The sequence below is a fragment of the Klebsiella sp. BIGb0138 genome (assembly GCF_004342285.1).
Taxonomy (GTDB): Bacteria; Pseudomonadota; Gammaproteobacteria; order Enterobacterales; family Enterobacteriaceae; genus Klebsiella.
This window is the reverse complement of record NZ_SMCV01000001.1, coordinates 590,459-609,369: the sequence shown is the minus strand read 5'-3', so window position 1 is coordinate 609,369 and position 18,911 is coordinate 590,459. Positions and strand designations below refer to the sequence as shown.

At 56.7% G+C, this 18,911-nt stretch carries 16 protein-coding genes; 7 read left to right on the top strand and 9 right to left on the bottom strand.

What is annotated here, in order from left to right; all coding sequences use genetic code 11:
• Positions 1-69: 69 nt before the first annotated feature.
• The 5 genes from EDF73_RS02855 to EDF73_RS02830 form a co-directional block, all read right to left on the bottom strand.
• Positions 70-1,632, bottom strand: a complete 1,563-nt coding sequence (locus tag EDF73_RS02855) for a cyclic di-GMP phosphodiesterase (protein WP_132725507.1) — start codon at positions 1,630-1,632, stop codon at positions 70-72.
• 187 nt (positions 1,633-1,819) lie between these two features.
• Entirely contained in the window at positions 1,820-2,392 is a 573-nt protein-coding gene (gene mepS / locus EDF73_RS02850; RefSeq protein WP_132725504.1) for a bifunctional murein DD-endopeptidase/murein LD-carboxypeptidase, read from the bottom strand.
• A gap of 424 nt (positions 2,393-2,816) precedes the next feature.
• Positions 2,817-3,524 (bottom strand): phosphatase PAP2 family protein, encoded by a 708-nt coding sequence (locus tag EDF73_RS02840; RefSeq protein WP_132725502.1) that lies wholly within the window; start codon positions 3,522-3,524, stop codon positions 2,817-2,819.
• Positions 3,525-3,566: 42 nt separating this feature from the next.
• A complete protein-coding gene (locus EDF73_RS02835) occupies positions 3,567-4,544 on the bottom strand; it encodes a GTP-binding protein (protein WP_132725499.1) in 978 nt (325 codons plus the stop codon).
• Between the two features lie 122 nt (positions 4,545-4,666).
• Positions 4,667-6,133, bottom strand: coding sequence for a fructuronate reductase (locus EDF73_RS02830; protein ID WP_132725497.1), 1,467 nt, complete (start codon positions 6,131-6,133; stop codon positions 4,667-4,669).
• 206 nt (positions 6,134-6,339) lie between these two features.
• Here EDF73_RS02830 and uxuA point away from each other — a divergent pair, with 206 nt between their 5' ends.
• Positions 6,340-7,530 (top strand): mannonate dehydratase, encoded by a 1,191-nt coding sequence (gene uxuA / locus EDF73_RS02825; protein WP_132725495.1) that lies wholly within the window; start codon positions 6,340-6,342, stop codon positions 7,528-7,530.
• A 107-nt stretch (positions 7,531-7,637) separates the two neighbouring features.
• Here the strand turns inward: uxuA and yeiP are convergent, their stop codons facing one another.
• Positions 7,638-8,210, bottom strand: a complete 573-nt coding sequence (gene yeiP, locus EDF73_RS02820; RefSeq protein WP_004864815.1) for an elongation factor P-like protein YeiP — start codon at positions 8,208-8,210, stop codon at positions 7,638-7,640.
• A gap of 149 nt (positions 8,211-8,359) precedes the next feature.
• Here yeiP and EDF73_RS02815 point away from each other — a divergent pair, with 149 nt between their 5' ends.
• The gene (locus tag EDF73_RS02815; RefSeq protein ID WP_132725492.1) at positions 8,360-8,614 is read left to right on the top strand and encodes a YkgJ family cysteine cluster protein; all 255 of its coding nucleotides are present in this window, start codon (positions 8,360-8,362) and stop codon (positions 8,612-8,614) included.
• On the opposite strand, the gene setB is transcribed toward EDF73_RS02815, so the two are convergent.
• The gene (gene setB, locus EDF73_RS02810; RefSeq protein ID WP_132725490.1) at positions 8,611-9,792 is read right to left on the bottom strand and encodes a sugar efflux transporter SetB; all 1,182 of its coding nucleotides are present in this window, start codon (positions 9,790-9,792) and stop codon (positions 8,611-8,613) included. The two genes, EDF73_RS02815 and setB, sit on opposite strands and share 4 nt — an antisense overlap.
• 330 nt (positions 9,793-10,122) lie before the next feature.
• Here setB and fruB point away from each other — a divergent pair, with 330 nt between their 5' ends.
• From fruB to fruA, 3 genes are read left to right on the top strand one after another with little or no spacing between them, the layout of a single operon-like run.
• Positions 10,123-11,253, top strand: coding sequence for a fused PTS fructose transporter subunit IIA/HPr protein (gene fruB / locus EDF73_RS02805; RefSeq protein WP_132725488.1), 1,131 nt, complete (start codon positions 10,123-10,125; stop codon positions 11,251-11,253).
• A complete protein-coding gene (gene fruK, locus EDF73_RS02800) occupies positions 11,254-12,192 on the top strand; it encodes a 1-phosphofructokinase (protein WP_132725485.1) in 939 nt (312 codons plus the stop codon).
• 16 nt (positions 12,193-12,208) lie between these two features.
• Complete coding sequence (gene fruA / locus EDF73_RS02795; RefSeq protein WP_132725483.1) at positions 12,209-13,900, top strand: PTS fructose transporter subunit IIBC; 1,692 nt, start codon at positions 12,209-12,211, stop codon at positions 13,898-13,900.
• Between the two features lie 105 nt (positions 13,901-14,005).
• On the opposite strand, the gene nfo is transcribed toward fruA, so the two are convergent.
• Together nfo and EDF73_RS02785 are read right to left on the bottom strand one after the other, a co-directional pair.
• A complete protein-coding gene (gene nfo / locus EDF73_RS02790; protein ID WP_132725481.1) occupies positions 14,006-14,863 on the bottom strand; it encodes a deoxyribonuclease IV in 858 nt (285 codons plus the stop codon).
• A gap of 93 nt (positions 14,864-14,956) precedes the next feature.
• Complete coding sequence (locus tag EDF73_RS02785; RefSeq protein ID WP_132725478.1) at positions 14,957-16,006, bottom strand: YeiH family protein; 1,050 nt, start codon at positions 16,004-16,006, stop codon at positions 14,957-14,959.
• Between the two features lie 177 nt (positions 16,007-16,183).
• On the opposite strand from EDF73_RS02785, the gene yieE reads away from it, so the two are divergent.
• The gene (gene yieE / locus EDF73_RS02775) at positions 16,184-17,050 is read left to right on the top strand and encodes a DNA-binding transcriptional regulator YeiE (protein ID WP_132725473.1); all 867 of its coding nucleotides are present in this window, start codon (positions 16,184-16,186) and stop codon (positions 17,048-17,050) included.
• A gap of 191 nt (positions 17,051-17,241) precedes the next feature.
• Positions 17,242-18,711, top strand: coding sequence for an amino acid permease (locus EDF73_RS02770; protein WP_132725470.1), 1,470 nt, complete (start codon positions 17,242-17,244; stop codon positions 18,709-18,711).
• The last annotated feature ends 200 nt before the right edge of the window (positions 18,712-18,911 follow it).

Below are 18,911 nucleotides of genomic sequence, written 5' to 3'. Positions count from 1 at the left end.
ACCAGACGATTATCCTCCGTGGGCAGGCCCGGTATGCTCCTGCCTGTAGACTGGCATCATAAGGGATACTCAGCGGGCCGCAAAGTATTTCGCCGGTTGAGCATGGGCGGCAACCAGCGTTTCCAGCGGCAAAGGTCGGCTCAGCCAGTAACCCTGCAGATAGTGAACGCCATGTTTGCGTAACCATTCTGCCTGTTCCGGCGTTTCCACACCTTCTGCGACGGTCATCAGCTGCAGGCGACGGCTCAGCGTCAGCACCGCGTCGAGCACCGGTGAGGTGACGGTTTCGGTGCCGATGGCCTGGACGAAGCCGCGGTCGATTTTCAGGAAGTCGAAGTTATAACGTTCAAGATAAATCAGCGCGCTATGCCCGGTGCCGAAATCGTCAATCGCAATTTCGAAGCCCAGCTCATGCAGCCAGTCGAAGATCGCCAGCGACTTGTGTTTATCGATCATCGCGCGCTCGGTAATTTCCAGTACCACGCTGAAGTGGTCGGCCGGCAGGGCGGCGGCGAACTGCCGCATATCGTGGCGGAAACCGTCGGTATGCAGATGGGCCGGCGAAATATTCAGGCCCAGCTTGCTCCCGGCGGGCAGAATCGTTTGCAGCGTTGGCGCATCGCGGGCGATCAGCGCGAGCAGATGGTGCGTGAGGGGCACGATCATTTCCTGCGTTTCAGCAAGATTAATAAACACGTCGGGCGGGATTTCACCGGCCACCGGATGGCGCCAGCGCATCAGAACTTCAACGCCGCTAATCTGCAGGGTGTCGGCTTTGACCACCGGCTGATAGACAATGTAGAACTGATGGTTCTTTATCCCCATCTGGATGGCTTTACGTGGATCGGACTTCATCGTCAGGACGTAGTATCCCACCAGTCCGGCCAGCAGGCCGCACACTACGCCCAACAGCAGCGCAAACTGCGTATTTTCCGACAGCCAGCTGTTTGCGTAGAGATAAACCTTCAGCGGTAGCCCTTTGATTTGCACCTCGCGAATCGGCTTGACGAGGATTGTCTGCGGATTAACAGGGCTATTTTTTAAGGTGGAGAGGATAACGTTATTCACCACCAGCGCAATACCGCTGAAGTCGTTCTGGCGGGCGGAATAGAGAATATAGGGCGTCAGGTTGGTATTAATCGACACGAAGATGCCATCGTTGCCGCCGTGCGGGCTACGTACCCACATTGCGAGGGCGGCGCTCTGCGGCATCATTGGCGTCCCCTGCAGCAGCCGCATATCGATCGGTTTATTGAGATTGAGGTGTGGAATTAACTGGACCAGCGGGGTATTCATGGGGCCGGTAGCGGAGGAACAAAAAGCGCGGCCATCTTTTACCAGCAGAAAGGCGCGAACGTTCGGGCTGAAGGCCGCCCGCGCGGTCAGATCCGCTAAAACGTCGGCACAGTCGCGATCGACCATGGGCTGCAGGCTGGCAACCGTCTTATTCAGTTCGCCGAAGTATTCCGTCAGGTAGATATCGACATTGTTGATGATGCTATCAAAACGTTCGGAGCGGTTGTGGTAAATCACCATAAACTGAATGCTACCGGCCAGCAGGGCGACGATGACTCCGATGAGTATGCTGGTCAGCCAGATATTACGCCGGGGGGAGAGGTAACGGGTCAGCATAGGCTATTGTCAGTCCGTGTTAATGAGTCACGCCAATGGGTTGATAGAAAACACTTTCTCTACCTCCACTACAAGACATAGCTTATATTGCGGCGTTGAGATGTAAATGGGCAAAAAAAAACACTGCCGCGGCAGTGTTTTTTTAATTCCTGCGCGTCAGCCAAGGGAAAACTGACGGCAGAAGAGATTACGAGCGGCTCAGAACCCGACGCGCTTCGTTATAGCGCTTTTTCCAGTACGGTTCGTTCATGCTGGAGATGGTCACACCGCTGCTGGTGGAAGCATGTACGAACTGGTTGTTGCCGATATAAATGCCGACGTGACGACCAGTGGAACCCGCCCGGAACAGGACTAAATCGCCTGTACGCAGTTGAGAACGTGAAATTGACTTGCCGGAATCCTGCTGCTCAGAAGTGGAGCGCGGCAGTTCCAGACCAAACTGTTCACGGAAGGTACGCTGCACGAATGCAGAACAATCGATCCCCTTCCGGGTGCTGCCGCCAAGACGGTAACGCACGCCTTTCCAGCTCGCATACTGGTCCATTAAACGGGACTTAACGTCCAGATTGCTGACCATTGTTTCAAATTCATCCTGAGAGGCTTGCAGTGATGATAAATCTTCACTACCCACAGCATGCGTCTCAGAATGCATATTCTTTGCGGTATGGCTTGTCGAACTACAGGCAGAAAGCAAAACTGCTACTGCAATCGCGGGAACGACCCGCAAGATATATCTCAAAATCGGCTGAGATTTGACCATGTTGTTTGTTTTCCCTTGTTGTCCTTAACGACAATGTCGTTATAAAAAATGCCAAACGTGGTAGAGCCTAAATACCTGGCAGCAATGAGACAATTCCTTAAACATAAATATGTGCGGTAACGCACAAATTTATTTCGCGCCGGATTGACGTTGCTGGAAAGGCAAAACGAGAACGAGATTACCCTATCAACCGGGGGATGGCGAGCGGTTTTGCGAGATTTCTTATAAGAAATTTTGCGTCTAAAAGTGAATCATCGGGAAAGGGCAAAATAGCGGCAATTATGGGTAAAAAATATGCAATTACTTCATTTGTAAGCTGATTAATGTGACAAAAAGAAGACGGCAGGCAAAAAAGAGGCCGCCAATAAAAAAGGGACCGAGAACGATCCCTTATGGATATGTTTAACAGGATGTAGCAGAAAGATTAATTTTTCTGTCTTCCAGCGGGCAACGTACGATCAAACCACGCAATCAGTTTATCGCTTAACGGCGTCAACAGAACCCAGGGCGCGCCAATCAGCAGGGCGGTCAATGAGCCAACGGCAATATCGGTAAACCAGTGGGCGCCAATCATTACCCGAGGGAAGGCGAAAATGACAAAAATAGCCAGCGCGATGGCAAATGCGCGACGGCCAAAATAGCGCCACATGAAGGCGGCGAATATCAGCAGCATCATCCCATGATCGCCCGGGAAGCTGTCTTTCGAGGCATCTTTGGTCGGGAAGGAGACGACATCGCTGACTTTAACAATCCCGCTGAACGAAAGAGAAGGGCTGGCGCGTTTAACCGGCATCAGGTGCTGAGCCAGCTGGTTAATAATGACCGCGGACAGCAGCATCACCAGGCCGATAATGACGATTCGGCGGCGTCCGGCGCTTTGCTCTTTCAACCAGAAGCTCAACATCAGGCAGCCCATAGCCAGCAGAGAACAGGCGTCGAAGGCGCGATTATTGATGATTGCCAGCAGCCAGGCATAGGCGTGACTCTTTCCCACTCCCTGGTTGAAGAAGTGGAAAATGGTGGAATCCAGCGGGAACCAGAAACCATGGTTAGCCGGCAGATACCACGAGAAAAAAAGTGCGAAACCTGCGGCGTTGAGCAGCAGGATCAGGGGAATTCGGTTTTTAATCATAACGGTCGCGAGTTGTGTAAAACGGCTGAAAACATAACCGCCCTAACTTAAACGAAGTTTCAACAAAGAGGTTTGTAACGCATTCCAGTCCGCCTCAGATTCCGTAATCAGTTCAATGCGGCTATCCGGGGGCGCCACGTTTTGCGTTTCGATATGCAGGTCGAGCCCCTGGCGGTTGATACGCACCAGGCCTTCAGGAATCCGCAGCACGCCTTTCACCCGGCCAACCGGCGCCAGGCGAGCCCATTCGAGCAGGCCAATGGTATCAAACGTGGTATCGGCGTCAAAAATCCAGCCGCAGGCCTGGTAACCCTGGCCGCTGTTCAGGCTCCGACGCCAGCGCTGGTGGGCCGGTAAATTCAGCGCGGCCAGCCCTTTTTTCTGCTCGTGACGATGCGCATGTTCTGCGCTGGCCGCCAGCGGAGTGACGTTAAGACGCGGTAAATCCAGCAGGGCCGGGTCAATATTGCCCTGCGTCGCGCTGACCTGCAGACGACCGCCCGCCTGCTCCTGCCACCAGGCGCTAAACGCCCGTTCGCTTTCTGCCGTCATCCGGTCAGCCTTGTTGCTGATAATGACGTCGGCGGCAGCCAGCTGATCGCGAAAGTTATCATTAGCGACAACGTTATCATCCAGCAGCTGGCGGGGATCCAGGACGCACAGCGTCGCCCGCAGATCGATCCACGGCTCGTAGACGGCGGCGGTCAGAATATCGAGGATCTGTTTGGGATGGCCGAGCCCGGTAGGTTCAATCAGCAAGCGATCGGGTTTCCCCTGGCGCAATAAGGTATTCAGCCCAACCTGCATCGGCAGACCGTTGACACAGCACATGCAGCCGCCGGGAATTTCTTTGAGCAATGCGCCGCTATCGGCCAGCAGGGCGCCATCGATGCCCACCTCGCCAAACTCATTAACCAGCACGGCCCATTGTTCATTTGCAGGCTTATGGGCCAGCAGATGAAGAATCGAGGTCGTCTTACCGCTGCCGAGAAAGCCCGTGATCAAGTTTGTTTTGGTCACTTTTTCTCCAGGATGAAAATGTAATGTTGTAACAGTTTGCACTATCCTGACGAAAAAAGGGCGAAAAGAGAAGGGTTACGGCGGACAGAAAAGGGTTCTGTCCGCAAAAATAGCAGAAATTGTTAAGCCTCCAGCGCCGCCGCGATGGCCTGACGGGCGCCGAGGGTGGCGATCTGACGCCACGCCGCGCTGATGGCCGCCACAAACTGCGCATTGCGCGGCAGGTCGCTGCCAAAGATCTCTTCCAGAGTCAGCAGAGCATTCACGCGTTCCGCTTCATCGCCGCCGGCGACGAGGGCCTGGATCTTCTCTGCCAGCGGGTCACGAATATCAATTGGTTGTCCTGCGTCATCGATACCGCTGACGTAGCGCATCCAGCCGGCGACGCCGAGCGCCAGCAGCGGCCAGCGGCTACCGCGTTCAAGGTGGATGCGGATACCGTCGAGCATACGCTGCGGGAGCTTCTGGCTGCCGTCCATGGCAATCTGCCAGGTCCGATGTTTTAACGCCGGGTTGCGAAAGCGTTCGATCAGGCTGTCGGCATAGGCGCTGAGGTCAACGCCGGCAATCGTCAGCGTCGGGGCCTGTTCGTCCAGCATCAGCCGGCGTGCGGCGGTGCGCAGAACCTCATCCTGCATGCAGTCGCTGATATGCGCATGACCGGCCAGGTAACCGAGCCAGGCAAGGAAAGAGTGGCTGCCGTTAAGCATCCGCAGCTTCATCTGTTCCCACGGCAGGACGTTATCGGTCATCTGCACGCCGACGGTTTCCCACGCCGGGCGGCCGGCGACGAAATTATCTTCGACGACCCACTGAATAAAGGGCTCGCAGCTAATCGCACAGGGGTCGTCGACGCCGAGAGCGGCGCTGATTTCGGCCAGCGACTCGTCGGTGGCGGCGGGAACGATGCGGTCAACCATGGTGCCCGGGAAGCTGACCCGTTCGGCAATCCACTGCGCCAGCTCAGGGCTGCGTTTTTCCGCCATCCCGAGAACGGCGTTTTTCACCACGTGACCATTGTCAGGAATATTATCGCAGGAGAGCACGGTAAACGGCGACAGGCCCCGTTCGCGGCGGCGGGTCAGCGCTTCAACCAGAATACCCGGTACCGACTGTGGCAGCGTGGGATTTTCCAGATCGTGAATAATGCGCGGCTGCGTCAGATCCAGTAAACCGGTAGCGGGGTCGATACAGTAGCCCTTCTCGGTGATGGTCAACGAGACGATAGCGACCTGCGGTTCGCAAAACTTTTCGATGATCGCCGGCAGAGAGTCCAGTTTCGCATTCAGGCATTCATGAACTGCGCCAACCACGATCGGCTGGTTGCCGCGAGCGCCTTTTTCCAGCACGGTGAACAGGTGATCCTGCTGGCGGAGTTGGCTCATCAGCCGATCGCCGCTGAACAGACTAATCTCACAAATCCCCCAGTCTCCGCCGCTGGCGTTCAGCACCCGATCGGTGAGCAATGCCTGGTGCGCGCGATGAAAGGCGCCAAAACCGAAGTGCACAATACGCGAACGCAGCTGACTGCGATCATACTGAGGAAGCTGCACGCTCTCTGGTAGCGTGGCTGTTGCAATAGTCGTCATTATTCACACACCTGATTAACCAATAATTAACATTGCCAGTGTAAAGTTATATGACAGCAAATTAAATTGGTGAGCCGTATTTATCCAGTTAGTGTGAGCTGGATCAATCAATTCAGCGGGACAATTTGATCCTTTGCAAGAAGCCTGTATGGTAGTCATCATTGATGTTCGCATTATTGGTATAACAACTTTAAGAGGGCATAGCGATGGAACAAACCTGGCGTTGGTACGGGCCGAACGATCCGGTATCGCTTGATGATGTACGACAGGCTGGCGCAACGGGGGTGGTCACCGCGCTGCACCATATTCCTAACGGCCAGGTCTGGCCGGTTGACGAAATTAAACAGCGTCAGGCGCTGCTGGCGGAAAAAGGGTTGACGTGGTCGGTAGTGGAAAGTATTCCGGTACACGAAGAGATCAAGACCCATAGCGGGCAGTATGCGACCTGGATTGCCAACTATCAGCAGAGCATTCGCAACCTTGCGGCCTGCGGGATTGATACCGTTTGCTATAACTTCATGCCGATTCTCGACTGGACGCGTACCGACCTGGAATACCTGCTGCCGGATGGTTCGAAAGCGCTGCGTTTTGATCATATCGCTTTTGCCGCCTTTGAACTCCATATCCTCCAGCGTCCTGGCGCAGAAGCGGATTACAGCGCGGACGAACAGCGCCAGGCGCAGGCCTACTTCGCCGCGATGAGCGCGGCGGAAATCGACAAGCTGACCCGCAATATTATTGCCGGCCTGCCGGGAGCGGAAGAGGGCTATACCCTCGATCAGTTCCGCGCACGCCTGGCGGAATATGACCATATTGATAAAGCACAGCTGCGTGAAAATATGGCCGTCTTTCTGCGCGCTATCGTGCCGGTCTGTGAAGAGGTGGGCGTGCGGCTGGCCGTTCACCCGGACGATCCGCCGCGTCCGATCCTCGGCCTGCCGCGCATTGTGTCGACTATCGACGATATGCAGTGGCTGAAAGAGACCGTGGATAGTATTAACAACGGCTTTACCATGTGCACCGGCTCTTACGGGGTGCGCGCCGATAACGATCTGGTGAAAATGGTCGAAACCTTTGGCGATCGGATCCACTTCACCCATCTGCGTTCGACCTGCCGTGAAGAGAACCCGAAAACCTTCCATGAAGCGGCGCATCTCGCTGGCGACGTGAATATGGTGGCGGTGGTGAATGCGATTCTCAGCGAAGAGCTGCGGCGTAAACGCGCCGGCGATCTGCGCCCGATTCCGTTCCGTCCGGATCATGGTCACCAGATGCTGGACGATTTGCGTAAGAAAACCAACCCGGGATATTCGGCCATCGGTCGTCTGAAGGGGATGGCGGAAGTGCGCGGCGTTGAGCTGGCGCTGAAGATGACGAAGTACCCGGAACTGCTGTAATCCCGGCAGAAAGGTAAAAAGGACAGCTTCAAGCTGTCCTTTTTTGTTGGCTTTCCCCGGATCGCAAGGTGAGGGCGCTGGCGCCGTCAGCCGGGAAGGTGGGGCGGCTAGTCCGCGCGGCCCATATAACGGCTTTCTTCGATATGGATGCGAATTTTTTCGCCGGTCGTCAGGTATTCCGGAACCTGAATCACCAGACCGGTGCTCAGGGTGGCCGGTTTGGTGCGGGAGCTTGCCGACGCGCCTTTGATGCCCGGTGCGGTTTCAACGATTTCCAGATCTACGGTCTGCGGCAGTTCCAGCGCCAGCAGCTGGCCGTCCCAGGTCAGAACCTGCATATCCGGCATGCCGCCTTCCGGAATGAACAGCAGTTCTTCTTCAATCTGCTCTTTGGTGAAGGTATACGGCGTATAGTCTTCTTTATCCATAAACACGTATTCGTTGCCGTCGACATACGAGAAGTCAACGAAACGACGGGTCAGGGTCACGGTGTCGACGATATCGTCGCCCTTGAAGCGTTCTTCCACTTTCAGACCGGTACGCACGTCAGAGAAACGCATTTTGTACAGCGTCGCTGCGCCACGGGCGCTCGGTGACTGAATATCAATATTTTTCACAATCAGCAGCTTGCCGTTGTAATTCAGCACCATACCTTTTTTAATTTCATTCGCTCTTGGCATTGCAGTAATCCTGTCGCTTAACGGTTCAAAAAATATCGCGTAAAACTACTCGCGCCGGGCCTTTCAGGCAAGCGGAATTCGCGAGTTTTGCTATCTCCTGATAAAACGTTTAGGCTGTGCCGAGAACCGCATCATCAAGAGAGTCATTTATGGAATGTCGTATCGATTGCGGTGCCTGCTGTATCGCCCCATCTATCTCATCACCGATCCCCGGAATGCCGAATGGCAAGCCCGCGAACACACGCTGTGTTCAGCTTTCCGAAAATAACCTGTGCAACATTTTTGAGTCACCGTTAAGACCTAAAGTCTGCGCCAGCCTGCAGCCGGTTTTGGAAATGTGCGCCACCAGCCGTGACGAGGCGATGACCTATCTGATCGAGCTGGAAGCGAGTACCGCGCCTTAAACGTCTTTAATTCGCCACAGACAAAGCTGGGCGACCGCGGCCATGCCGAGCGCAATCCAGAACACCGCATGATAGTTCCAGATCTCCGCCACCACGCCAGCCAGTGAGCCGGCGATAATCCAGCCGACGCGGGTGGTATTCGTGTACAGGGTGGTCGCCGCACCGGCCTGGCCCGGCATCAGGTCCTGGAAATAGAGCATGCCAATCCCCGCCAGAATACCGATAAAGATCGCGTTCAACGCCTGCATCGCCAGCAGCAAAGCGGGCGTATGCACCAGCAGCATACCGATGTAAAACAGCAGCCCAGCGGCGGAGGCAAGACGCATCAGGAAACGCTTGCCGAAACGTCTGGCATAATAGCCCGCGATCAGCATCGTCGGGATTTCGAGCCCGGCGGCGGTGCCCATCATCACTCCGGCCAGTTTCTCTGACAGATGCAGTTCATTAATGACATACAGCGGCATATTAATGATGTACAGACTGTTGATGCCCCACATTAATGTACAGACGCTGAACAGCAGCAGCGCATCGCGGCGGTTGGTGCGCGGCGCTTCCAGATGACCGACGTCGGCTTTTTTCTCTTTGCGCATACCCGGCAGGAACAACCACACCATCGCCCCGCAGATCACGAAGGCCAGCGCGGCGCAGAGATACATCACGGTAAAGCCGAATCCCATCGCCAGCGCGTAGGCCAGCGGCGGCCCGATAACCCACGCCAGAGAAACCTGGGCGCGCAGAATGGAGCTGAACATCACCGCTTCCCGGCCGGTCTTATCCGCATGCTCGCGGGCAAGGGCGAACATCTGCGGGTTGGCGGTGGAGCCGAAGCTGCTGAGGAAGACGCCGACGAAGAGCAGAATAAAGTAGTTGCGGTTCCAGGCAAACAGCAGGCAGGCCAGGACCCCTAACAGGCAGCAAAAGACGATCAGCCGTTTACGGTCGCCCTGACGATCCGAGCGGCCGGCGAGAAACTGACTCACCGCAATGCCGATGACCGCGCTGCCGGTAAAAAAGAAACCGACCATCGCCGGGCGCACATGCACTTCATTGCTCAAAAACAGACTCAGGGTCGGCGTTTGCAAGGCCCCGGCCATTCCGGTCAGGAAGGCGACGATCAGGAAGGCGGAAGAGGTGAAATCGAAGCCGCGTCGAGGGAGGGCGGCGCTACTGTTTTGCATGTGCAGTTATCTGTGATGGCTGGAGCTGCGGAGTTTACGCCGCCCGTCAGAAAATGAACAGTAGTATGGTATGAAAAATCAAAAAGCAGTTTCAAAATAGCATGTTCAGCAAAAGCTGACGCCGGGCTGAAAGTTGGCGTCTGGCTTCAGCAAAAATGTGCGGCATCTCTAATTTCTGTTATCAGGTTGCTAACAGATCTTGCGCGGTGGGTAAGAAAGGTACAGACTCATTGAAACGTTTCAGCGTCATCCGCCGTTTCTTTCGCAGCAAGATGACGCCTTTTTTCTCAAAGTAGCTGAAACGATTCAATTCAGCAGGAGAGGAGAACCATGTTCCAGTTATCTGTGCAGGATATTCATCCCGGTCAGCAGGCCGGTAATAAAGAAGAGGCGATTCGTCAGGTTGCTGCCGCGCTGGTCAGCGCGGGCAACGTGGCGGAAGGCTACGTTAACGGGATGCTGGCGCGCGAGCAGCAGACCTCCACCTTCCTCGGCAACGGTATTGCCATCCCGCACGGGACCACCGACACGCGCGATCGGGTGCTGAAAACCGGCGTTCAGGTTTATCAGTTTCCGCAGGGCGTGACCTGGGGAGAAGGGCAGACCGCGTACGTGGCGATCGGCATCGCCGCCAGCTCCGATGAACATCTGGGACTACTGCGTCAGCTGACCCACGTGCTTAGCGATGATTCCGTTGCGGAACAGCTTAAGTCAGCGACCACCGCGGAAGAGCTGCGCGCCCTGCTGATGGGTGAAAAGCAGAGCGAAGCGCTGAAACTGGATAATGAAACGCTGAGCCTCGATATTGCCGCCAGCGACCTGCTGACCTTACAGGCGCTGAACGCCGCGCGTCTGAAAGAGGCCGGCGCCGTCGACGCCGCCTTTGTCAGCCGCGCCATCAATGATAAACCGCTGAACCTCGGGCAGGGGATCTGGCTGAACGACAGCGCGGAAGGCAACCTGCGCAGCGCCATCGCGGTTAGCCGTGCCGCGAATGCCTTTACCGCCGATGAGCAGCCGGTATCGCTGCTGATCACCGTCGCGATGGCGGATGAACAGCCTACCGCGGTGCTGAACCGCCTGAGCAATCTGCTGATTGATAAAAAAGCTGACCGCCTGCTGAAGGCCGACGGCGCCACGCTGCTGGCGCTGCTGACCAGTGATGACGCCATCGCTGAAGACGTGCTCAGCGCCGAGTTTGTGGTGCGCAATGAGCACGGGCTGCATGCGCGTCCAGGCACTATGCTGGTGAATACCATTAAACAATTTTCCAGCGACATTACCGTCACCAATCTGGACGGTTCCGGCAAGCCGGCAAACGGTCGCAGCCTGATGAAAGTCGTGGCGCTGGGTGTGAAGAAAGGTCACCGTCTGCGCTTTACCGCGCAGGGTGAAGATGCGCAACAAGCGCTGGATGCGATTGGCGAAGCGATCGCCGCAGGCCTTGGGGAGGGCGCATAAATGAGCAGACGTGTAGCAACGATTACTTTAAACCCGGCCTATGATCTGGTGGGCTTCACTCCGGATATTGAACGCGGGGAAGTGAACCTGGTGCGGACCACCGGTCTGCATGCTGCCGGTAAAGGCATCAACGTCGCGAAGGTACTGAAAGATCTCGGTATCGACGTCACCGTCGGCGGTTTTCTCGGCAAAGATAACCAGGATGGTTTTCAGCAGCTGTTCAGCGAACTGGGTATTGCCAACCGCTTTCAGGTGGTGCAGGGCCGTACCCGTATCAACGTGAAGCTGACGGAAAAAGATGGCGAAGTCACTGACTTTAACTTCTCAGGCTTTGAAGTGACGGCCGCTGACTGGGAGCGTTTCGTCAACGATTCCCTGAGCTGGCTGGGTCAGTTCGACATGGTTTGCGTCAGCGGCAGCCTGCCGTCCGGCGTCAGCCCGGAAGCCTTTACCGACTGGATGGTTCGCCTGCGTAGCCAGTGCCCGTGCATCATTTTCGACAGCAGCCGCGAAGCGCTGGTTGCCGGTCTGAAAGCCGCGCCGTGGCTGGTGAAGCCGAATCGCCGCGAGCTGGAGATTTGGGCGGGTCGTAAGCTGCCGGAAATGAAAGACGTGATTGACGCCGCCCATGCGCTGCGCGAGCAGGGGATTGCCCACGTGGTTATCTCGCTGGGCGAAGAAGGCGCGCTGTGGGTTAACGCCTCTGGCGAATGGATTGCGAAACCGCCTTCAGTGGAGGTGGTCAGCACCGTCGGTGCCGGGGATTCAATGGTTGGCGGCCTGATTTACGGCCTGCTGATGCGTGAATCCAGCGAGCATACGCTGCGCCTGGCGACCGCCGTTGCCGCGCTGGCGGTCAGCCAGAGCAATGTTGGTATTACCGATCGTACCCAGTTGGCCGCCATGATGGCGCGTGTCGACTTAAAACCCTTTAATTGACAGCAGGAGAGGCATAATGAAAACGCTGCTGATTATTGATGCCGGACTCGGACAGGCGCGCGCCTATATGGCGAAAACCCTGCTGAGTACCGCAGCGCATCAAGCGCATCTTGAACTGACTGATAATCCGAACGATGCCGAACTGGCGATCGTGCTCGGTTCAGCCCTGCCGGCTGATAGCGCGCTGAATGGCAAACAGGTCTACCTCGGCGATATTAATCGCGCGGTTGCTCATCCTGAACTGTTTCTGAGCGAAGCAAAAGGTCATGCCGCGCCGTACGTGGCGCCGGTAACGGCCGCCGCCCCGGTTGCTACCGGCGGCGCCAAACGCATTGTGGCGGTGACCGCCTGTCCGACCGGGGTTGCGCACACCTTTATGGCGGCTGAAGCGATCGAAACCGAAGCCAAAAAACGCGGCTGGTGGGTGAAAGTGGAAACCCGCGGCTCGGTCGGCGCCGGAAACGCGATCACGCCGGAAGAAGTGGCGCAGGCGGATTTGGTCATTGTCGCCGCCGATATTGAGGTCGATCTGGCGAAATTTGCCGGTAAGCCGATGTACCGCACTACTACGGGCCTGGCGCTGAAGAAAACCGCGCAGGAGCTGGATAAAGCCGTCGCGGAAGCGAAACCGTATCAGCCTTCCGGGCAGAGCGGCCAGCAGGCCGATTCTGCTAAGAAAGAGGGCGGCGGCGCCTATCGTCACCTGCTGACCGGCGTTTCTTATATGCTGCCGATGGTGGTTGCCGGCGGGTTGTGTATCGCGCTGTCCTTCGCGTTTGGTATTAAAGCTTTTGAAGTGAAAGACACGCTGGCGGCCGCGCTGATGCAGATTGGCGGCGGCTCGGCCTTTGCTCTGATGGTGCCGGTGCTGGCGGGCTTTATTGCCTTCTCCATCGCTGACCGTCCGGGTCTGACCCCGGGCCTTATCGGCGGTATGCTGGCCGTCAGCGGCGGTTCCGGCTTTATCGGCGGGATTATCGCCGGTTTCCTGGCCGGTTATGTGGCTAAGTTGATCAGCACCAAATTAAAACTGCCGCCGAGCATGGAAGCGCTGAAACCGATTCTGATCATTCCGCTGGTTTCCAGCCTGATCGTTGGTCTGGCGATGATCTACCTGATCGGTAAACCGGTTGCCGCTATCCTCGAAGGCCTGACCCACTGGCTGCAAACTATGGGGACGGCGAACGCGGTGCTGCTGGGGGCAATCCTCGGGGCGATGATGTGTACCGATATGGGGGGACCGGTGAACAAAGCGGCGTATGCCTTCGGCGTCGGCCTGCTGAGTACCCAGACCTACGCACCGATGGCGGCGATTATGGCGGCCGGTATGGTGCCGCCGCTGGCAATGGGGATCGCCACGCTGGTCGCCCGTAATAAGTTCGATAAAGGTCAACGTGAAGGCGGTAAAGCGGCGCTGGTTCTGGGGCTGTGCTTTATCTCCGAAGGGGCAATTCCGTTCGCGGCCCGTGACCCGATGCGCGTCCTGCCCTGCTGTATCGTGGGCGGCGCGGTGACCGGGGCCATCTCGATGGCGGTGGGCGCGAAACTGATGGCGCCGCACGGCGGCCTGTTCGTCCTGCTGATTCCTGGCGCGATTACGCCAGTGCTGGGTTATCTGCTGGCGATTGTCGTCGGTACCCTGGTGGCCGGTCTCTCCTACGCGGTGGTGAAACGCCCGGAAGGGCAGACGGCAGAAAAAGCCGCCTGAGTCAGAGCGCGTTAAGCAAAAGGGCCGAATTATCGGCCCTTTTTTGATCTGCTGGTCAGCGATTCTGGATAATGGCCAGGCGGATTTACCCGCTGGCAAGCGGCGTCAGGCCGAGACGGCTTCGGTCTGCTGCGCCCGTAGCCAGGCAATTTCTTCCGCCCAGATATCCGGATTGATGGTTTCCAGAATCAGCGGAATACCGTCGAAGCGGCTGTCCTGCATGATCCAGCGGAAAGCATCGTGGCCGATATTACCCTCTCCCAGGCTGTGGTGGCGGTCAACGCGGCTGCCGAAGGCGCTTTTCGCATCGTTGAGATGCATACCGCGCAGGTACCTGAAGCCGACGATCCGCTCGAAATCGGCGAAGGTTTTCTCACACTCTTCGGCGCTGCGCAGATCGTACCCGGCGGCGAAGGCGTGGCAGGTATCAATGCACACCCCGACGCGGGATTTATCTTCCACCCCGTCGATGATGGCGGCGAGGTGTTCAAAGCGGAATCCGAGGTTGCTGCCCTGACCGGCGGTATTTTCGATCACCGCGGTGACGCCTTCGGTTTTGGCCAGCGCAATGTTAATCGACTCGGCGATCCGCGCCAGGCACTCCTCTTCCGGTATCTGCTGCAGGTGACTGCCCGGATGGAAATTCAGCAACGTCAGCCCGAGCTGCTGGCAGCGGCTCAGTTCATCAATAAAGGCGTCGCGGGATTTTTCCAGCGCTTCTTCTACCGGGTGGCCGAGGTTTATCAGGTAGCTGTCGTGCGGCAAGATTTGCCCGGGGGCAAAGTGATATTTTTCGCAGGCGGCTTTAAATTCAGCAATGGTCTCTTCGGTCAGCGGGGCGGCGCGCCATTGGCGTTGGTTCTTGGTGAACAGCGCGAAAGCGGTGGCCTTGATTTCGGCGGCGCGAATGGCGGCATTGGCCAGCCCGCCTGAGGCACTGACGTGCGCTCCAATGTATTTCATAAAAAACTCCAGTTAAGCCGCTGGGGGGAAAGTAATAATAGCGGCTTAACTGCAGAGTGACATCAACGAATGATGCCGTCAATCTGCTGCCGGTCAGGCCAGCATGCTGTGAATCACCAGGTTGATGGCGCCGCCGCCGATAATCAGCCAGACGAACAACATCAGTGCCATCAGCAGCGGTTTGGCGCCGGCTTTTTTCAGCGCGCTGACGTGAGTGGTCAGTCCCAGCGCCGCCATCGCCATGGCCAGTAGCACGGTATCGAGCGTCACCAGCATGTCGACAACCGGTTCTGGCAGCAGGTGGAAAGAGTTGAATACCGCCACCAGAATGAACAGGATGGCAAACCACGGAATGGTGATTTTACTTTTTTGCCCCTGTCCTTCCGGCGCCAGCTGTTTTACCCGGGCGGCCATGAACAGCAGGAACGGCGCCAGCATCATCACGCGCAGCATTTTCGCAATCACCGCGGCGTTCTCAGCATCCGGGCTGATGGCGTGCCCGGCAGCGACCACCTGCGCGACTTCATGCATCGTCGACCCCATATAGATGCCATAGGCCTCCGGCGTGAACCAGTGCGCCAGCAGCGGATACATCGCCGGATAGAGGAAGATGGCCAGGGTACCGAAAATCACCACCGTTGCCACCGCGACGGTGACCTTACTGGCCTCCGCTTTCACCACCGGTTCGGTCGCCAGAATCGCCGCCGCGCCGCAGATGCTGCTGCCGGCGCCAATCAGCCAGCTGGTATGTTTGTCGAGACCGAAGACCTTCTGCCCAAGGTAGCAGGCGATGAAAAAGGTGCTGGTCAGCGTCAGAACGTCAATGGCGATCCCGCTGACGCCGACATCGGCAATCTGGGCGAATGTCAGGCGAAAGCCGTATAAAATAATGCCCAGGCGTAATAAGTGCTGCCTGGCAAAGATCACGCCGCCGTCGCACGGCTGCCAGATTTGCGGGTAAAGCGTATTTCCGATGACCATCCCAAATAAGATGGCCAGCGTCAGGGCGCTGAAGCCGGCGCCGGCAATCGCGGGAAAGCTACCCGCCCAGAGAGCTGCGCCGGTAAGCACGGCGGTCAGCGCCAGTCCTGGGATAAAATGCCACACCGTGCGATGTTTTGTCGGTAAAGTGAGTGCTGTCATAACCTTCTCCTTTGTCTGCGGAAAGGTTACGACCTGCTGGTCTAAATATAAAATTGATTATATATTTATAATTAATCGTAATAAGTGGTATACGAGCATTCCCGTGGTTCAGCGCGCGATTCACGGAGCGCGACGGGGTATCGGCAAGCCACATTGGATATACAGGCAGGATGGGTTATGCATATCACGCTACGTCAGCTGGAAGTTTTTGCTGAAGTTCTCAAGAGCGGTTCCACCACTCAGGCGTCACAAATGCTGGCGCTTTCGCAATCGGCGGTCAGCGCGGCGTTGACCGATCTGGAAGGGCAGCTGGGGGTGCAGCTGTTTGACCGCGTCGGTAAACGGCTGGTCGTCAATGAGCACGGGCGTCTGCTTTATCCGCGGGCGCTGGCGCTGCTCGAACGGGCGGTGGAAATCGAACAGCTGTTTCACGGCGACAACGGCGCGATTCGCGTATCAGCCAGCAGTACCATCGGTAACTATATTCTGCCGGAAATTATCGCCCACTATCGCCGTGATTTCCCCGATCTGCCGCTGGAGCTGAGCGTGGGAAATAGCCAGGACGTAATCAATGCGGTGGCCGATCTGCGCGTGGACATCGGGCTGATCGAGGGGCCCTGTCACGCGGCGGATATCATTGCCGAACCGTGGCTGGAAGATGAGCTGGTGGTGTTTGCGGCGCCGGATTCGCCGCTGCTGGCGGGAGAGGTGACGCTGCAGCGGCTGGCGGAAGCGCCGTGGATCCTGCGTGAGCACGGCTCCGGCACGCGTGAAATCGTTGACTATCTGTTGCTCTCGCATTTGCCGGCGTTCCATCTTGGTATGGAGTTAGGCAATTCGGAGGCCATCAAACATGCCGTGCGCCACGGTCTTGGCATCAGCTGCCTCTCCCGTCGGGTCATCGCTGAACAGCTGGAGGTCGGCTCGCTGGTTGAGCTGGCGGTCCCGCTGCCCAATTTGACCCGCACCTTGTGGCGCATCCACCATCGACAGAAACATATTTCCAAGGCATTACAGCGCTTTCTGCACTACTGTCAGGTGTAAATACTGCAAATTCAACAGCCTGGTTGTCGCGAGCGGGCAGGGGATAAAGGCTGGCATTTCCGCGGATTAGTGCTTTACTAATAATCCATGCTCGATCATGAAGCTCTCTTATAACTTCGCATTTGTACCGGATGGAACCCGGATCGTCTGCTACAATCGCGCCTCGTTTTTTGGATGGATAGCATTTTCACATGGTTTCGGATACTAAAACCACAGAAGCGCCCGGCCTACGCCGTGAATTGAAGGCGCGCCACTTGACCATGATCGCGATTGGCGGTTCCATCGGTACAGGTCTTTTCGTTGCCTCTGGGGCGACAATTTCTCAGGCAGGCCCCGGCGGCGCGCTGCTTTCTTATATTCTGATCGGTCTGATGGTCTATTTCCTGATGACCAGCCTTGGCGAACTGGCGGCCTATATGCCGGTGTCCGGTTCCTTTGCTACCTACGGTCAGAACTATGTCGAGGAAGGCTTTGGCTTCGCGCTGGGCTGGAACTACTGGTACAACTGGGCGGTGACGATCGCCGTCGATCTGGTGGCATCGCAGCTGGTGATGAGCTACTGGTTCCCGGATACTCCCGGCTGGATCTGGAGCGCGCTGTTCCTCGGCATTATGTTCCTGCTGAACTGGATCTCGGTAAAAGGCTTTGGTGAAGCGGAATATTGGTTCTCGCTGATCAAAGTGGCCACCGTCATCATCTTTATTATTGTCGGCGTAATGATGATCGTCGGTATCTTTAAAGGCGCACAGCCTGCGGGCTGGAGCAACTGGGCCATTAATGATGCGCCGTTTGCCGGTGGCTTCTCGGCGATGATTGGCGTGGCGATGATCGTCGGCTTCTCGTTCCAGGGCACCGAGCTTATCGGTATCGCGGCGGGTGAATCCGAGAACCCGGAAAAGAATATTCCACGCGCGGTGCGCCAGGTGTTCTGGCGTATCCTGCTGTTCTATGTGTTCGCGATTTTGATCATCAGCCTGATCATTCCTTATACCGACCCAAGCCTGCTGCGTAACGATGTGAAAGATATTTCCGTCAGCCCGTTCACGCTGGTGTTCCAGCATGCTGGCCTGCTGTCGGCGGCGGCAATTATGAACGCGGTGATCCTGACGGCGGTGCTGTCGGCGGGTAACTCGGGGATGTATGCCTCAACGCGTATGCTCTATACCCTGGCCTGTGACGGGAAAGCGCCGCGTATCTTCTCGAAGCTGTCGAAAGGCGGCGTACCGCGGAATGCGCTGTATGCCACCACGGTGATTGCCGCGCTGTGCTTCCTGAGCTCGATGTTTGGTAACCAGACCGTGTACCTGTGGCTGCTCAATACCTCCGGGATGACCGGCTTTATCGCCTGGCTGGGGATTGCCATCAGCCATTATCGTTTCCGTCGCGGCTATGTGCTGCAGGGGAACGATCTGAACAATCTGCCGTATCGATCGGGGTTCTTCCCGCTGGGGCCGATTTTTGCCTTCGTACTGTGCCTGATTATTACCCTGGGCCAGAACTACGAAGCGTTCCTGAAAGATACCATCGACTGGGGCGGGGTAGCCGCAACCTATATCGGTATCCCGCTGTTCCTGGTGATCTGGTTTGGCTATAAGCTGGCAAAAGGCACCCGTTTCGTACGTTACAGCGAGATGAAATTCCCGCAGCGCTTTAAGCAGTAGCGTTATCGCCCGACCAATAAAGTCTCGTTAACCGTAATGCTGGTCACTTAAGGTGGCCAGCATTTTTTTATGGGCGATCGTCAGCTGACGTGATGCGGACAACGGTAGTTTGGGTGAACGCAGGTTTCTTCGCTCATGCTGTAAATATCCAGCAACGTACCACAACGATATGCCTGGCCCAAACCACCGTAAAAAAGAGG

Bases quoted from the DNA above. Each gene is read 5' to 3' on its own strand.
- EDF73_RS02855 (WP_132725507.1), bottom strand. From the start codon at position 1,632: ATGCTGACCCGTTACCTCTCCCCCCGGCGTAATATCTGGCTGACCAGC.
- mepS (WP_132725504.1), bottom strand. From the start codon at position 2,392: ATGGTCAAATCTCAGCCGATTTTGAGATATATCTTGCGGGTCGTTCCC.
- EDF73_RS02840 (WP_132725502.1), bottom strand. From the start codon at position 3,524: ATGATTAAAAACCGAATTCCCCTGATCCTGCTGCTCAACGCCGCAGGT.
- EDF73_RS02830 (WP_132725497.1), bottom strand. From the start codon at position 6,133: ATGACGACTATTGCAACAGCCACGCTACCAGAGAGCGTGCAGCTTCCT.
- uxuA (WP_132725495.1), top strand. From the start codon at position 6,340: ATGGAACAAACCTGGCGTTGGTACGGGCCGAACGATCCGGTATCGCTT.
- yeiP (WP_004864815.1), bottom strand. From the start codon at position 8,210: ATGCCAAGAGCGAATGAAATTAAAAAAGGTATGGTGCTGAATTACAAC.
- EDF73_RS02815 (WP_132725492.1), top strand. From the start codon at position 8,360: ATGGAATGTCGTATCGATTGCGGTGCCTGCTGTATCGCCCCATCTATC.
- setB (WP_132725490.1), bottom strand. From the start codon at position 9,792: ATGCAAAACAGTAGCGCCGCCCTCCCTCGACGCGGCTTCGATTTCACC.
- fruB (WP_132725488.1), top strand. From the start codon at position 10,123: ATGTTCCAGTTATCTGTGCAGGATATTCATCCCGGTCAGCAGGCCGGT.
- fruK (WP_132725485.1), top strand. From the start codon at position 11,254: ATGAGCAGACGTGTAGCAACGATTACTTTAAACCCGGCCTATGATCTG.
- fruA (WP_132725483.1), top strand. From the start codon at position 12,209: ATGAAAACGCTGCTGATTATTGATGCCGGACTCGGACAGGCGCGCGCC.
- nfo (WP_132725481.1), bottom strand. From the start codon at position 14,863: ATGAAATACATTGGAGCGCACGTCAGTGCCTCAGGCGGGCTGGCCAAT.
- EDF73_RS02785 (WP_132725478.1), bottom strand. From the start codon at position 16,006: ATGACAGCACTCACTTTACCGACAAAACATCGCACGGTGTGGCATTTT.
- yieE (WP_132725473.1), top strand. From the start codon at position 16,184: ATGCATATCACGCTACGTCAGCTGGAAGTTTTTGCTGAAGTTCTCAAG.
- EDF73_RS02770 (WP_132725470.1), top strand. From the start codon at position 17,242: ATGGTTTCGGATACTAAAACCACAGAAGCGCCCGGCCTACGCCGTGAA.